The organism is Streptosporangium carneum, assembly GCF_027922005.1.
Lineage (GTDB): Bacteria > Actinomycetota > Actinomycetes > Streptosporangiales > Streptosporangiaceae > Streptosporangium > Streptosporangium carneum.
This window is the reverse complement of record NZ_BSEV01000002.1, coordinates 596114-610150: the sequence shown is the minus strand read 5'-3', so window position 1 is coordinate 610150 and position 14037 is coordinate 596114. Positions and strand designations below refer to the sequence as shown.

Sequence of the window (14037 nt, the reverse complement as noted above, 5' to 3'; positions counted from 1 at the left end):
GCGTCTTTCAGGGTGGCTGTGTCGGGTGGTAGAACCGCCTACGATGGCAGCGGAGAACCATGTCTCGTCCTCATCCGGAGCCGCCCGGCACCGGAAGACCTGCGAGGAGCCTTACCTAAAGTGCCAGCCTTTCTCGACAAGATTCTTCGCGCAGGCGAAGGCAAGCTTCTGCGTAAGCTCAAGCGGATCGCCGACCAGGTCAACTCCATCGAGGACGACTTCACGAGCCTGACCGACGCCGAGCTGCGCGCGCTCACCGCCGAGTACAAGCAGCGTCACGCCGACGGCGAGTCCCTCGACGACCTGCTCCCCGAGGCCTTCGCCACCGTTCGCGAGGCCTCGAGGCGCGTGCTGGGCAAGCGTCACTTCGACGTGCAGATCATGGGCGGGGCCAACCTGCACATGGGCAACATCTCCGAGATGCGCACCGGTGAGGGCAAGACCCTCACCTGCACGCTCCCCGCCTACCTCAACGCCATCTCCGGCAAGGGCGTCCACGTCATCACGGTCAACGACTACCTGGCCAAGCGCGACGCCGACGAGATGGGCCGCATCCACCGCTTCCTCGGCCTCGAGGTCGGCGTGATCCTGGCGAACATGCAGCCGGACGAGCGCCGCAAGCAGTACAACGCCGACATCACCTACGGCACGAACAACGAGTTCGGCTTCGACTACCTGCGCGACAACATGGCCTGGTCGCTCGACGAGTGCGTCCAGCGGGGCCACAACTTCGGCATCGTCGACGAGGTCGACTCGATCCTCATCGACGAGGCCAGGACGCCGCTGATCATCTCCGGTCCCGGCGAGCAGTCCGGCAAGTGGTACGCCGAGTTCGCCAAGATCGTCCCCCGGCTCCGCAGGGGCACCGAGGGCAAGGACGGCGAGGAGAACACCGGCGACTACTCCGTCGACGAGAAGAAGCGCACCGTGGGCATCTTCGAGACGGGCGTGGAGAAGGTCGAGGACTGGCTCGGGATCGACAACCTCTACAAGCCCGAGCACACCCACCTGGTCGGCTTCCTCAACAACGCGTTGAAGGCCAAGGAGCTCTACAAGAAGGACAAGGACTACATCGTCGTCGAGGGCGAGGTCCTGATCGTCGACGAGTTCACCGGTCGAGTCCTGCACGGCCGCCGCTACAACGAGGGCATGCACCAGGCCATCGAGGCGAAGGAAGGCGTGAAGATCAAGGACGAGAACCAGACTCTCGCCACGATCACGCTGCAGAACTACTTCCGTCTCTACAGCACGCTGTCCGGCATGACCGGCACGGCGGCGACCGAGGCCAACGAGTTCCACCAGACCTACAAGCTCGGCGTCGTCCCGATCCCGACGAACCGGCCGATGGTCCGCAAGGACCAGGCCGACGTGGTCTACAAGACCGAGGACGCCAAGTTCCTGGCCTGTGTCGAGGACATCAAGGAGCGCTACGAGAGGGGCCAGCCGGTCCTCGTCGGCACCACCAGCGTGGCCAAGTCCGAGCGCCTCGCCAAGGAGCTCAAGCGCAAGGGCGTCAAGCACGAGGTCCTCAACGCGAAGAACCACGCCCGTGAGGCGGCGATCATCGCGGAGGCGGGCCGCAAGCACGCCGTCACCGTCGCCACCAACATGGCCGGTCGTGGCACCGACATCATGCTCGGCGGCAACCCCGACTTCCGCGCCGACCTGGAGCTGCGCGGCCGCGGTCTGGACCCGGTCGAGACCCCGGAGGAGTACGACAAGGCCTGGGGCGAGGCGCTGGAGAAGGCCAAGGAGGCCGTGAAGGCCGAGCACGACGAGGTCACCGAGCTCGGCGGCCTCTACGTGCTGGGAACCGAGCGGCACGAGTCGCGGCGCATCGACAACCAGCTCCGCGGCCGTTCAGGCCGTCAGGGCGACCCGGGCGAGTCGCGCTTCTACCTCTCGCTCGAGGACGACCTCATGCGCCTGTTCAACTCGGCCAGGGTCGAGGTGATCATGACGCGGCTGAACATCCCGGACGACGTCCCCATCGAGTCGGGCATCGTCTCCAAGGCCATCGCCTCCGCTCAGCACCAGGTCGAGCAGCAGAACTTCGAGATCCGCAAGAACGTTCTGAAGTACGACGAGGTCATGAACCGGCAGCGCAAGGTGATCTACGCCGAGCGTCACCGGGTGCTTGAGGGCGCCGACCTGCACGAGCAGATCCGCACCTTCATCAACGACGTGATCGACGAGTACATCGCGGGAGCCACCGCGGAGGGCTTCGCCGAGGAGTGGGACCTCGACAAGCTGTGGAAGGCGCTCGGCCAGCTCTACCCGATCACCCTCGTCCTGGACGAGGTCGTCGAGGAGGCGGGCGGCCGCGAGGAGCTCAGCGCCGAGTTCCTCAGCGAGAAGGTCAAGGCCGACGCGATGGCCGCCTACGACCGTCGCGAGGAGGAGCTGGGCGCCGAGACCATGCGGGAGCTGGAGCGCAGGGTCATCCTGTCGGTCCTGGACCGCAAGTGGCGCGAGCACCTCTACGAGATGGACTACCTCCAGGAGGGCATCGGCCTGCGCGCGATGGCGCAGCGCGACCCGCTGATCGAGTACCAGCGCGAGGGTTTCGAGATGTTCTCCCAGATGCTCGACGGCATCAAGGAGGAGTCGGTCGGCTACCTGTTCAACCTCGAGGTCGAGGTGCAGACCAACCCGATCGTCGAGGAGCAGGAGGCCGCCGAGGACGAGGCGATCTCCGAGACCCGCTCCATCATCGCCAGGGGCCTGCGCGGTCCGCAGCGCCCCTCCGAGCTGGAGTACACCGCGCCCGGAGAGAGCGGCGGGATCGAGCACACCAGGGTCACCACCAAGGCTGAGCGCGACGCCTACGGCAACGTCGAGCGCAACGCCCCGTGCCCCTGCGGCTCGGGCAAGAAGTACAAGCGCTGCCACGGCGACCCCAAGAACGCCGAGGTCTGACAGCCGGGCCGAGGAGCCCCACCGGAGGCCGGAGCGGCCGAAGGGACCTCCCGGCAGGCAAGCGCCTCACCTGAGGGCCCGCACAGCCGTGCGGGCCCTCAGGCGTGTTCCGGGGCCCTTCCGCCGCACGCCCCAGGGCGCCCCCTCCCCGGGGACGGCGTGTGCGGATCAGGGGGTCGTCTCGAAGTCCGTGCACAGCCACTGCACGCCCCTGCGCTCCAGCCTCAGCGCCAGCACCCGCGACCGGTCGCCGCAGTGCACCAGGACGCACATCTCCACCACCCCGTCGTCCGGCTGGGACACGTGGGGCGTGCCGACCAGCGGGGGACGCGCGCAGTTCATGACCTTCCCGCTCCTGATCAGCTCGGCGTGGGCACGACGGGTCATGTGGGGGAAGACGCTCGAGGGCGGCCTCCTGCCCGCGAGGATCTCGGCGACGGCCTGGCAGAGGGCCCGCAGCCGCCGCTCGTCGGGAGCCGCGCCCGGCGGCCCCCAGACCAGCGGCCGCCGCGCCTCGGGCTCGCCGGGGTCGAGGGCGAGGGCGAGGGTCCCCTGGACGTACGGCGGCGCGGCGGGCACGTCCGAGGGGCCGCGCTCGTCGTCGTAGGGAGGCTCGGCGGTGGGGGAGGGGGCGATGCGGGGGAGCGGCACAGGGCGTGAGGGGCGCGACACGATGACTCCGGTTCTCCTCGGGGGACTGACTCGGGGACCGACGGGGGGCGTCGGGGACGACAGCACTGGTCGGGGATGACAGCACTAGGAGTTTCCGGTCGTCCAAGGGGATACGCGAGCCGCCAACTTCTTCCGTGATCCACGGCGTTTCGCCCGGGTGGGCGGAGAAGATCACTCAAAGTTGGAGTGGTCCCCGACCGGACGGGGAGGGTTCCGGCGTCGTCCTCACTCACCGGCGGTCAGACCGAAACCCGGGCTCCCGGCAGCACGCCCCCGCCGCGCCGTACGGTCTCTCAGGGGGCGGCCGGGCCGGGGGCGTCGGCGTCCTCGGGTTCGCGTCCCGGGGTCGCCAGGTTCAGTTTCCTGATCAGGACGGTGAACAGCAGGTAGTAGACGACGAAGTAGACCAGGCCGAAGACGATGATCAGGCCGAGTCTGTGGGTGTTGGACTTGCCCGCGTTGAGGAGCATGTCGATGGCGCCCCCGGAGAAGGTGAACCCGAGCCTGGCTCCGAACTCGGCCATCAGCGCCATCGACAGGCCGGTGAGCAGCGCGTGCACCCCGAACAGGATCGGGGCCACGAAGATGAAGGCGAACTCCAGCGGTTCGGTGATGCCGGTCACGAACGACGTGAGGCCCGCCGAGAGCATGATGCCGCCGACGGTGGCCCGCTTCTCCTTCGGCGCCGCGAGCCACATCGCGATGGCCGCGCCGAGCAGGCCGAACATCATGACGGGGAAGAAGCCGGTCATGAAGATCCCGGCCCCCTGTTCGCCGGCGAAGTAGCAGTTCAGGTCGCCCGAGGCGTTCTTGGTCGCGCCGTCGACCCCGGCGCGGCATTCAGGGAGGGTGAACCAGACGATCGTGTTCAGGAAGTGGTGCAGGCCGATCGGGATGAGCAGCCGGTTGGCCACGCCGTACACGCCCGCGCCCGCGGTGCCGTGGGCGGCCAGCCAGTCGCCGACGCTCGCGAGCCAGTCTCCGACCGGACGCCAGAGCAGGCCGAAGACCACGCCGAGCAGCATCGCGGCGACGGCGGTGACGATCGGGACGAACCTGCGGCCGCCGAAGAAGGCCAGCCAGGCGGGCAGCTTGATCCGGTAGTACCGTTCCCAGAGCAGGGCGGCGGTGATGCCGATCACGATGCCCCCCAGCACTCCGGTGGGGTTCTGGACGCCGAGGTTGAGCGCGGGCGCCGGTCGCCCGTCGGGGCCGACGACGCTCAGCGCGATCTTCTTGTAGACCTGGGACTCCGGTGCGGCGCTGAAGAACAGCGTCTTGCTGACCCGGTCGAAGACGAGGTAGCCGACGAGCGCGGCGAGCGCGGTCGAGCCGTCGGCCTTGCGGGCGAACCCGATCGCGACGCCGATCGCGAACAGCAGCGGCAGGTTGTCGAACAGCGCTCCGCCCGCGGCGGCGAAGACGCCGGCCACCTGGTCGAGGAAGCGGTTGTCGGTCCGGCCGAGCAGGTCCTCCTGGCCGAACCTGAACAGCAGTCCGGCGGCGGGCAGCACCGCGATGGGCATCATGAGCGAGCGCCCGACGCGCTGGAGGATCCCCAGGCCCGCCGACCACTTCGAAGGGCCGTGCTCCACGGCTGCCGTGCTCATCGTCGAACCCCCCGCGTGTCGCTGCAGGGGGATGCTTGGTATCTACCACCGGACGTCGCGGATACACAACGAGCGGCCGCTCGGCGTCTGTCCGGCGGCCGGGTGGACGATCAGGCGGGCTTGTCCGGCCTGGCGGGCTCCACGGCCTCTGCGGGTTTCACGGGCTCTGCGGGCTCCACGGCCTCTGCGGGTTTCACGGGCTCTGCGGCCTCCGCGGCTTCCGCGGCCTCCGTGGACTCCACCGGTACGGCGCGGGCCGCGGGTTCCGCGTCCCCGGCTGTCCCCGTGGCCCCCGCGGGCTCGCCGGAGCCGCCTGACTCGACGTCGGGTTCGGGCTCGCGGCCGGGCGTCATGATGTTCAGCTTCCTGATCAGGAAGCTGAAGACGGTGTAGTAGACCACCGCGTAGATCAGGCCCATCACGATGACGATCGGGAGCCCCCTGGCGTTCGGGGCGGTGCCGTACAGACCGAGGTCGATCAGCCCGGAGGAGAAGCTGAAGCCGACCTTGGCGCCCAGGGCGGAGGCGACCGCGAGGGAGACGCCGGTCAGGACGATGTGCACCACGAACAGGATCGGGGCCACGAAGACGAAGGCGAACTCGATCGGCTCGGTGATCCCGGTCAGGAAGGCGGTGAGCGCCGCGGAGATCATGATCGAGCCGACCGCGGTGCGGCGGTGCGGCGGCGCGGCCCGCCAGATGGCGATCGCCGCGGCGGGCAGGCCGAACATGAGGATGGGGTAGAGCCCGGCCTCGAAGCCGCCGTAGCCCTGCGCGCCGTTGCTGAAGCAGACCAGGTCCCCGGCGAGCTGCTTGCCGTCCACCACACAGGTCGGGACCTGCGTCCAGACCACGTTGTTGACGATGTGGTGAAGCCCCAGCGGCAGCAGCGCGCGGTTGAGCATGCCGTAGACCCCGGCGCCCACCACGCTGTGGGCGCCGAGCCAGCTGCCGAACGCGCCTATCAGGTCGCCGAGGACCGGCCAGACGAAGCCGAAGAACACACCGATGACCAGACCCGCGAAGGCGGTGATGATGGGCACCAGGCGGCGGCCGCTGAAGAAGGCCAGCCAGGTCGGCAGCTTGGTCCGGTAGAAGCGCTGCCAGAGCAACGCGGAGGCCAGACCCATGACGATGCCGCCGAGCACCCGGGTGGGGTTCTGCGACCCCAGGTCGAGCACCACGTCGGGGACGGTGGGGTGGGCCCCGTTGAAGAGCTCCTTGGAGATCGTCTTCTTCAGCTCGGGGCCGAACAGGGTGAAGAACATCGTCATGCTGACCGCGTGGAAGACGAGGTAGCCGACGAGCGCGGCGAGCGCGGTCGAGCCGTCGGCCTTGCGGGCGAACCCGATCGCGACGCCGACCGCGAACAGCAGCGGCAGGTTGTCGAAGAGGGTTCCGCCCGCGATGCCCACGACATGGGCGATGTCGTCGAGCAGGGCGTTGTCCGTGCGGCCGATGAGGTCGTCGTGTCCGAGCCGCTGCAGCAGACCCGCGGCCGGCAGGATGGCGATCGGCAACATGAGGGAACGGCCCAGGCGCTGGAGCACGCCCATCACGGCGGATCCGGCCCGGGACGCGGCGGGAAGTCCCGCGTCCGCTGAGGGGGAGCTCATCGGACTTTCCTCCTGGGGGTGGGGGACGGGAGGAGGTCAGGTGCGGCGGGCCGGTATCTCCAGGATGGTGCGGAGCTGGTAGCGGTCGGCCCGGTAGGTGGAGACTCCAAGTTCGGCGCAGACGCCTCCGGCGAACGAACGCCGCTGGAGCAGCAGGACGGCGCCGCCGCGCGGCAGCTTCAACAGGTCGGCGTCGCCGGGGTCGGCGATCCCGCCGTCGATGGTGAGCTCACCGGCGTCGAGGATGAGACCGTACCGGCTTTCGAGCAGGGCGTACAGGGATCGGCCCGTCAGGTCGTGGGTGGCGAGGTCGGGCGCGAGGGACACCGGGATGTGGGCCCGCTCGATGCACATGGGCTCGTCGGCGGCGGTGCGCAGCCGTTCGATGAAGTGGACCTCGTCTCCCGGCTGGATGCCCAGCTCCCTGGCGAGGTGCGCGCTGGCCCTGACGATCCTGCGGTCCAGGTCGCGTGAGCCCGGCTCCATGCCGCGGGCGCGCATCTCGTCGCTGAAGGAGGTCAGGCGCAGGGCCATCTCTATCTTGGGGCGGGCCACGAAGGTGCCCTTGCCCGCGACGCGCTGCAACCTGCCCTCGGAGACCAGGTGGTCGACGGCCTGCCGCACCGTCATGCGGGACAGTTCGAAGCGCTGGCAGAGCTCGCGCTCGGACGGGATCGCCGCGCCGATCGCCAGTTCGTTGCTCTCGATGAGGTCGAGCAGGATCTCCCGAAGCTGGAAGTACTTGGGTACGGGACTGTCCGGATCGATCTGGGCCACGGGATCCTCCCCTCTCGATCTGAGATGTACTGATGAGTTATGGTTCGTACTGGTCTAGTCCGGACTAGACCACAGGCCGGAAAAGGGTGTCAATGTACGGACCGGCGACGGATCGATAACGGCCCGATCTCGTCAGTCCGAACGAAGGATGAGCGCGAGATGACGACCAAGATGCGCAGCGAGATCGCCGAGCAGCCCGCTGCGTTGCGAGCCACGCTGGACGCCCTCCTCCCCAGGGTCGGGGAGGTGGAGCAGCTCGCGGGGCAGACTCGCCAGTTGCTGTTCATCGCCCGCGGTACCTCCGACAATGCCGCAGTCTACGGCCGTTACCTCGCCGAGGCACACACGGGCCGTCTGTCCACCCTCGCCGCGCCCTCGATCGCCACCACCTACAAGCGCAAGCTGGACCTCGACGGGGTGCTGGCGGTGGCGCTCTCCCAGTCCGGCAGGACCGAGGAGATCGTCGAGACCCTCGCCTGGGCCAAGGACTGCGGCGCCAAGACCGTGGCCATCACCAACGGCGGCGAGCAGAGCCCTCTCGCCCAGGCGGCCGACCTGGCCCTGTGCACCCTCGCGGGCGAGGAGAAGGCCGTCCCCGCGACCAAGACCTACACCACCCAGCTCGCCGCGCTCGCCGTCCTCGGCCTCGGCCTGGGCGCCGACGTCGACCCGGCCGACCTCCAGCGGGTGCCGGACGCGGTGGAGAAGCTGATCTCCGACCCGGGTGACCTGGAGGCGATCGTCGAGGGCCTGGCGGACAAGCCCGGCGTCGTGGTCTCCGGCCGGGGACTGGCCTTCTCCACCGCGCTCGAGCTGGCGCTCAAGCTCAAGGAGGCGTGCTACCTGCACGCCATGGGCCTGTCGTACGCGGACCTGCTGCACGGCCCGATCGCCGTGGTCGACGAGGACACCCCCGCCATCCTGGTCGCGGCGGGCGAGGGCCCGACCCTGGCCGGCACCGTGGCGCTCGCCGAGCGGGTCACCGGCGCGGGGGCCTCCGCCTTCACCGTCGGCGGCGGGACCGCGCTGTCCGCCGCCTCGACCGCCGCCCTCAACGGCCCCGACCTGCCCGAGTGGGTCGCCCCGCTGGCCCTCATCGTCCCCGGGCAGCTGCTGACCGAGGCCCTCGCGCGCAGGCTCGGCATCGACCCCGACGCGCCCCGCGGGCTGAACAAGGTGACCCAGACCGACTGATCCTCTCGCGTCGTTTAGCCTGGTCGAAGACGGATGAGGACTGGAGGACGCCATGGCGGCTGACGCCGACGCGATCATCGCGGGACTCGGTGGCGCGGAGAACATCATCGAGATCGAACCGTGCATCACACGGCTTCGCACCGAGGTGCGTGACGCCGCCAAGGTCGACCAGGCCGCCCTGCGGGCGGCCGGAGCGCACGGCGTGATGGCCGCGGGCAACATCGTCCAGGTGGTCGTGGGCCCCGAGGCGGACACGATCGCCAGCGACATCGAGGACATCATCGGCTGAGAGGCCGGCCGGGCCGTCCCCGCCCCCTGAAGGGGCGGGGTATGCCGAGGGGGTGTGATGACCACAGTTCTTGCCCCGGTCGCCGGGGCGGCCGTAGGTCTGTGGGCCGTTCCCGACCCGGTGTTCTCCGAGGGCCTCGTCGGGCCAGGACTGGCGATCGAGCCCTTGAGGGAGCCGGGCAGGGCCGTCGCGCCCATCGCCGGTAAGATCGTCAAGCTGCACCCGCACGCCTTCGTCGTCGTCGGCGACGACGGCCGGGGCGTCCTGGTCCATCTGGGCATCGACACCGTCCAGCTCAAGGGCGAGGGTTTCGAGTTGCTCGCGTCCGAGGGGGACCGGGTGGGCGCGGGTCAGCCCGTGGTCGCCTGGAACCCGGTCGAGGTCGAGGCGGGCGGGCGCTGTCCCGTCTGCCCGGTCGTGGCACTGGACGCGGTCAAGGAGGCCGTCACCAGGATCGCCGAGGGTCCGGTGAACGCGGGAGACGAGCTCTTCCGGTGGACATGAGCCCCTCAGGCGGGCGCGAGGGTTCTCCACGCGGCACGTGGCCGGTGGAGGTGAAGACGATCTCAAGGCGGGGGCGATCATGAACGCTGCGCTGTTCGACCTGGACGGCACCCTCATCAACACCGAACGCCGGAGCCAGGCGATGTGGGCCATGCTGCTCGACCGGCACGGGGTGAGTCACGACGAGGGCGTGCTCCGCGGGTTCATCGGGCGGCGGGGCCGAGACGTCCTGGCGGAACGGGCTCACCTTTTTCCTGGCAAACGGATCGACGACCTCATCGGCGAGGTCCTCTCCTTCCAGGACCATCCCGACCTTCCCGGCGTCATGCCGGTGCCCGGCGCCGCCGACCTGGTGCGCAGGATCGCCGAGTACGGCTCGCCGGTCGCCGTCGTCACCTCCGCCTCCCGGGGGACGGCGGAGAAAAGGCTCGCCGAGGTCGGGGTGAGCGATCTCGTGCGGACGATCGTCTCCGCCCAGGACGTCGCCGTGGGCAAGCCGGATCCCGAGGGGTTCCTGCTGGCCGCGCGCCTGCTGGCCGTCGACCCGGCGCGTTGCGTCGCCTTCGAGGATTCGATCGCCGGGATTGCGGCGGCCAAGGCGGCGGGTATGACATGCGTGGGCATAGCGACGACCCACGCGGGCACGGAGCTGGCCGAGGCGGACCTCGTGGTCACCGACCTGACCAGGGTCGACTGGCCTCCATCCACCATCCGATGAGCCGGGCGGTCTAGACCGCCCGGTCGACCCTTGCAGGAGGAGCACGTGCCCGAGCGCAAAGTCACCGTCGAGTCCGAGGTCGGTCTGCACGCCCGCCCCGCCGCGACGTTCGTGCAGACCGCGGCCAAGGCCGCCCTGGGCGTCACCGTCGCGAAGGGGAACGGCGAGCCGGTGAACGCCAAGAGCATCCTCGCGGTCCTGTCCCTGGACGTCCGGCAGGGGGACACCGTAGTGATCAAAGCGGAGGGCGAAGGGGCCGACGAGCTGTTGGACGAGCTTGCACTCATCGCATCGGCTCCATGAACGCGCTGACGGGGATGGGCGTGAGTCCAGGCGTCGGGTTCGGACCCGCGTACGTCTTCTCACGTGACATCCCCGTGCCCGACCCTGACGCCCGGCACGACGGGGACGCCGCGGCCGAGCGCGCCAGGGCCACGAGGGCGCTGGAGCAGGTCGCCGCGGACCTGGAGGAGCGGGGAGCGAGGGCGGGAGGCCAGGCCCAGGAGATCCTCAAGGCCCAGGCGCTGATGGCGCGCGACCCCGGTCTGGCGGTCGGGGTGGCCGGGCTGGTCGACGCCGGCGTCACGGCGGCCAGGGCGGTCTACGAGGGATTCGGCAAGTACCGCGAGATCATCGTCGGCGCCGGAGGATATCTCGGGGAGCGCGCCGCCGACCTGGACGACGTGCGCGACCGGGTCGTCGCGGTGCTGGAGGGGCTGCCCGCGCCCGGCCTGCCCGCCAGGGCGGCGCAGCCGTACGTTCTCGTCGCCCGCGACCTGGCGCCCGCGGACACCGCGGCGCTGTCCAGGGACGTGGTGGCCGCCTTCGTCACCGAGCACGGCGGGCCGACCAGCCACACCGCGATCCTGGCCCGCGCGATGGGCGTCCCCGCCGTCGTCGCCTGCGGGGGAGCCGCCTCGATCGCCGCGGGCACGCCGGTGCTGGTCGACGGCTTCTCCGGCCTGGTACGGCTCGCGCCGTCCGACGACGAGGTGGTCACGGCGACCAAGGCCTCGGCCGCCAGGCAGTCGGTGCTCGCGGCGGTCACGGGGCCGGGGGCGACCTCGGACGGGCACGCCGTGCCGCTGCTGGCCAACATCGGCGGGCCGCGCGACGTGGACGGCGCGTTGCGGTACGGCGCCGAGGGCATCGGGCTCTACCGCACCGAGTTCCTCTTCCTCGACCGGGCGTCGGCGCCCGCGGAGGAGGAGCAGACGGCGGCCTACCTGGAGGTGCTCAACGCCTTTCCCGGTGGGAGGGTGACCGTGCGGACACTCGACGCGGGGGCGGACAAGCCACTGGCCTTCCTGCCGCCGTGGGGCAGGGAGCCCAACCCGGCGCTCGGGCAGCGCGGGCTGCGACTCTACGAAAAACATCCGGAGATCATGAACGCCCAGCTCCGGGCGCTGGCCAGGGCCTCGCTCCAGTCGACGGCCAAGCTCCAGGTGATGGCCCCGATGGTGGCCACCCAGGAGGAGGCCGCCCGCTACGTGGCGGCCTGCAGGGACGCGGGACTGCCCTCCGCCGGAGTGATGATCGAGATCCCGTCGGCCGCCCTCAGGGCCTCCGACCTGGCGGCCGAGGTGGACTTCATCTCGATCGGGACCAACGACCTGGCCCAGTACACCTTCGCCGCCGACCGGGAGGTCGGCACGCTCACCGCGCTGCACGACCCGTGGCAGCCCGCGCTGCTCGACCTCGTCCTGATGGCGGTGAGCGGCGCCCTGGAGCAGGGCAAGCCGTGCGGGGTCTGCGGGGAGGCGGCGGGGGACCCGGTGCTGGCCTGCGTGCTCGTCGGCATCGGCGTCACCTCACTGTCGATGGCCCCTCCCGCGCTGCCCGCCGTACGGGCCGCGCTGTCGCTGCACAGCCGTGAGCAGTGCCTGCTGGCCGCGCAGGCGGCGCTGGCCACGACCACCCCGCAGGAGGCTCGTGGCGCGGCCCGCGCCCACCTGCCGGGACTGGCCGGACTGGCCCTCTGAGCTGGGGATCGCGGCTCCGAAGGGGGCATGGAGGTCGGAGGGGGGCTTGCGGGGGGAAGGCACGGCGAGGCGGAAGGGGGTACGGCGTGTCCGCTCGCCCGCGCGGATAGCGTGGAACCCATGGTTCGGTGTATTCGTACGACTGGTCTCGCAGTGATCGCGACGATGGTGGCCGGGTGTGCCGCCACGGGGGCGTCCGCGCCCGCCCGGCCCGCGGGTCAGGCGGCGGAGAGCGCGTCTCCGGCGTCGGCGGCGTCCGGCACGCCCGAGGCGTCGGGCACGCCCGAGGCCCCCGGCACGCCCGCGGCGTCCTCGACCCCCGCCTCGTCCGAGGTGGAGGCCGTCCTCGCCAAGATGAGCGTGGAGGAGAAGGTCGGCCAGCTCTTCATGCCGGTGGTCTACGGCCCCGCGGCGGACACGGTCTCCGGGGAGAACCGGGCTCGTTTCGGCGTCGACACCCCCGCCAAGGCGATCGCGAAGTACCAGCCCGGCGGGGTGATCCTGTTCCCCTGGGCGAACAACGTCAAGAGCGTCCGGCAGGTCGTCGCGCTCACCAACGGGCTGCAGAAGGCGTCCCCGAAGGTTCCGCTCCTGATCGGCGCCGACCAGGAGAACGGCAGGGTCTCCCGGCTCGCGCCGCTGGTCACCGACATGCCGGGGGCCTCGGTGATCGGTTCGACCGGCGATCCCTCGCTGGCGCGCAAGGCCGCGAAGGTGACGGGAACCGAGTTGAAGGCCCTGGGCGTCAACCTCGACTTCTCCCCGGTCGCCGACGTGAACATCAACCCGCGCAACCCGGTGATCGGTCCCCGCGCCTACGGCTCCGACCCCAGGAAGGTCGCGCCGATGGTCGCCGCCGCGGTCCAGGGCTTCCACGACGCGGGGATCGCCTCGACGGCCAAGCACTTCCCCGGCCACGGCGACACCAACGTCGACAGCCACACCGGGCTGCCGGTGATCCAGCACTCCCTGTCCCAGTGGGAGAGGCTGGACGCTCCGCCGTTCGCCGCCGCCATCGGCAAGAACATCGACGCGATCATGAGCGCCCACGTGGTCATGCCCAAGCTCGACCCGTCCGGCGACCCGGCCACCCTGTCCAAGCCGATCCTGACCGGGCTGCTGCGCAAGAAGCTCGGCTTCGACGGGGTCGTCTCGACCGACGCGCTGGACATGGCCGGGGTGCGCAAGAAGTACGGCGACGGCCAGGTGGCCGTGCGGGCCATCCAGGCGGGGGCCGACCTGCTGCTGATGCCGCCGAACTACTCCAAGGCCTACGACTCGGTGCTGGCCGCCGTGAGGTCGGGGAAGATCTCCCAGGAGCGGCTCGACCAGTCGGTGCGGCGGCTGCTGAAGCTGAAGGCCGCCAGGGGGGTGCTGGTGAAGGCGCCGGTCGCCGACCCTGACGAGGCGGAACGGGTGCTGCGCTCCGCGGAGCACCGCAAGGTCGCCCAGCTCATCAACAGCCGGGCCCGCTGACCGCGGGCGCGGCTGGGCGGGGAGATCCTGTCCGGAGCGGGTCGGGAACCGTCCGGCCGGTGAGGGGGGAGGCGCGGGCGCCCGGCCGCCGGGACCTCCGCCACGACCTGGGCCCCGGGGCCGCCGTACGGGCGCGCCGGGGTGTCAGGCGGGCAGGAGACCGCCGCGCCGGATCATCGCGAGGGTCAGGGACTGGACGATGCGCATGACGAGCGCCTCGAGCAGGAGGGCTACGGCCTTGGCGAGAACCGACACCAGGAATCCGGACATGGATACCTCA

The 14037-nt window shown here is 70.5% G+C and carries 13 protein-coding genes; 8 read left to right on the top strand and 5 right to left on the bottom strand.

Going from position 1 to position 14037, the window contains the following annotated elements:
* Nucleotides 1–120 precede the first annotated feature (120 nt).
* The gene (gene secA, locus PKF00_RS08575) at nucleotides 121–2919 is read left to right on the top strand and encodes a preprotein translocase subunit SecA (protein ID WP_271216843.1); all 2799 of its coding nucleotides are present in this window, start codon (nucleotides 121–123) and stop codon (nucleotides 2917–2919) included.
* Between the two features lie 168 nt (nucleotides 2920–3087).
* On the opposite strand, the gene PKF00_RS08570 is transcribed toward secA, so the two are convergent.
* From PKF00_RS08570 to PKF00_RS08555, 4 genes are all read right to left on the bottom strand, one after another.
* A complete protein-coding gene (locus PKF00_RS08570) occupies nucleotides 3088–3591 on the bottom strand; it encodes an Rv3235 family protein (RefSeq protein WP_271216842.1) in 504 nt (167 codons plus the stop codon).
* Nucleotides 3592–3884: 293 nt separating this feature from the next.
* Nucleotides 3885–5201: a PTS transporter subunit EIIC gene (locus PKF00_RS08565; RefSeq protein ID WP_271216841.1), complete on the bottom strand. Its 1317-nt coding sequence runs from the start codon at nucleotides 5199–5201 to the stop codon at nucleotides 3885–3887.
* Nucleotides 5202–5311: 110 nt separating this feature from the next.
* Complete coding sequence (locus PKF00_RS08560) at nucleotides 5312–6817, bottom strand: PTS transporter subunit EIIC (protein ID WP_271216840.1); 1506 nt, start codon at nucleotides 6815–6817, stop codon at nucleotides 5312–5314.
* A gap of 36 nt (nucleotides 6818–6853) precedes the next feature.
* Nucleotides 6854–7594, bottom strand: coding sequence for a GntR family transcriptional regulator (locus PKF00_RS08555; RefSeq protein ID WP_271216839.1), 741 nt, complete (start codon nucleotides 7592–7594; stop codon nucleotides 6854–6856).
* A 159-nt stretch (nucleotides 7595–7753) separates the two neighbouring features.
* Here PKF00_RS08555 and PKF00_RS08550 point away from each other — a divergent pair, with 159 nt between their 5' ends.
* The 7 genes from PKF00_RS08550 (at nucleotide 7754) to nagZ (ending at nucleotide 13757) form a co-directional block, all read left to right on the top strand.
* Entirely contained in the window at nucleotides 7754–8788 is a 1035-nt protein-coding gene (locus PKF00_RS08550; RefSeq protein WP_271216838.1) for an SIS domain-containing protein, read from the top strand.
* Between the two features lie 52 nt (nucleotides 8789–8840).
* Entirely contained in the window at nucleotides 8841–9077 is a 237-nt protein-coding gene (locus PKF00_RS08545) for a PTS sugar transporter subunit IIB (protein ID WP_184713024.1), read from the top strand.
* Between the two features lie 57 nt (nucleotides 9078–9134).
* On the top strand, nucleotides 9135–9581 hold the full coding sequence (locus PKF00_RS08540) for a PTS sugar transporter subunit IIA (protein ID WP_271216837.1): 447 nt from the start codon (nucleotides 9135–9137) through the stop codon (nucleotides 9579–9581).
* A gap of 79 nt (nucleotides 9582–9660) precedes the next feature.
* Entirely contained in the window at nucleotides 9661–10299 is a 639-nt protein-coding gene (locus PKF00_RS08535) for an HAD family hydrolase (RefSeq protein ID WP_271216836.1), read from the top strand.
* Nucleotides 10300–10344: 45 nt separating this feature from the next.
* Nucleotides 10345–10602 carry an HPr family phosphocarrier protein gene (locus tag PKF00_RS08530; RefSeq protein WP_271216835.1) on the top strand — a complete coding sequence of 86 codons (258 nt, stop codon included), beginning with the start codon at nucleotides 10345–10347 and terminating at the stop codon, nucleotides 10600–10602.
* The gene (gene ptsP, locus PKF00_RS08525) at nucleotides 10599–12281 is read left to right on the top strand and encodes a phosphoenolpyruvate--protein phosphotransferase (RefSeq protein ID WP_271216834.1); all 1683 of its coding nucleotides are present in this window, start codon (nucleotides 10599–10601) and stop codon (nucleotides 12279–12281) included. Before PKF00_RS08530 ends, ptsP begins: the two co-directional genes overlap by 4 nt.
* A 120-nt stretch (nucleotides 12282–12401) precedes the next feature.
* Nucleotides 12402–13757, top strand: a complete 1356-nt coding sequence (nagZ, locus tag PKF00_RS08520) for a beta-N-acetylhexosaminidase (RefSeq protein ID WP_271216833.1) — start codon at nucleotides 12402–12404, stop codon at nucleotides 13755–13757.
* A 144-nt stretch (nucleotides 13758–13901) separates the two neighbouring features.
* Here nagZ and PKF00_RS08515 read toward each other — a convergent pair whose 3' ends face one another.
* Nucleotides 13902–14027, bottom strand: coding sequence for a hypothetical protein (locus PKF00_RS08515; protein WP_271216832.1), 126 nt, complete (start codon nucleotides 14025–14027; stop codon nucleotides 13902–13904).
* Nucleotides 14028–14037 lie beyond the last annotated feature (10 nt).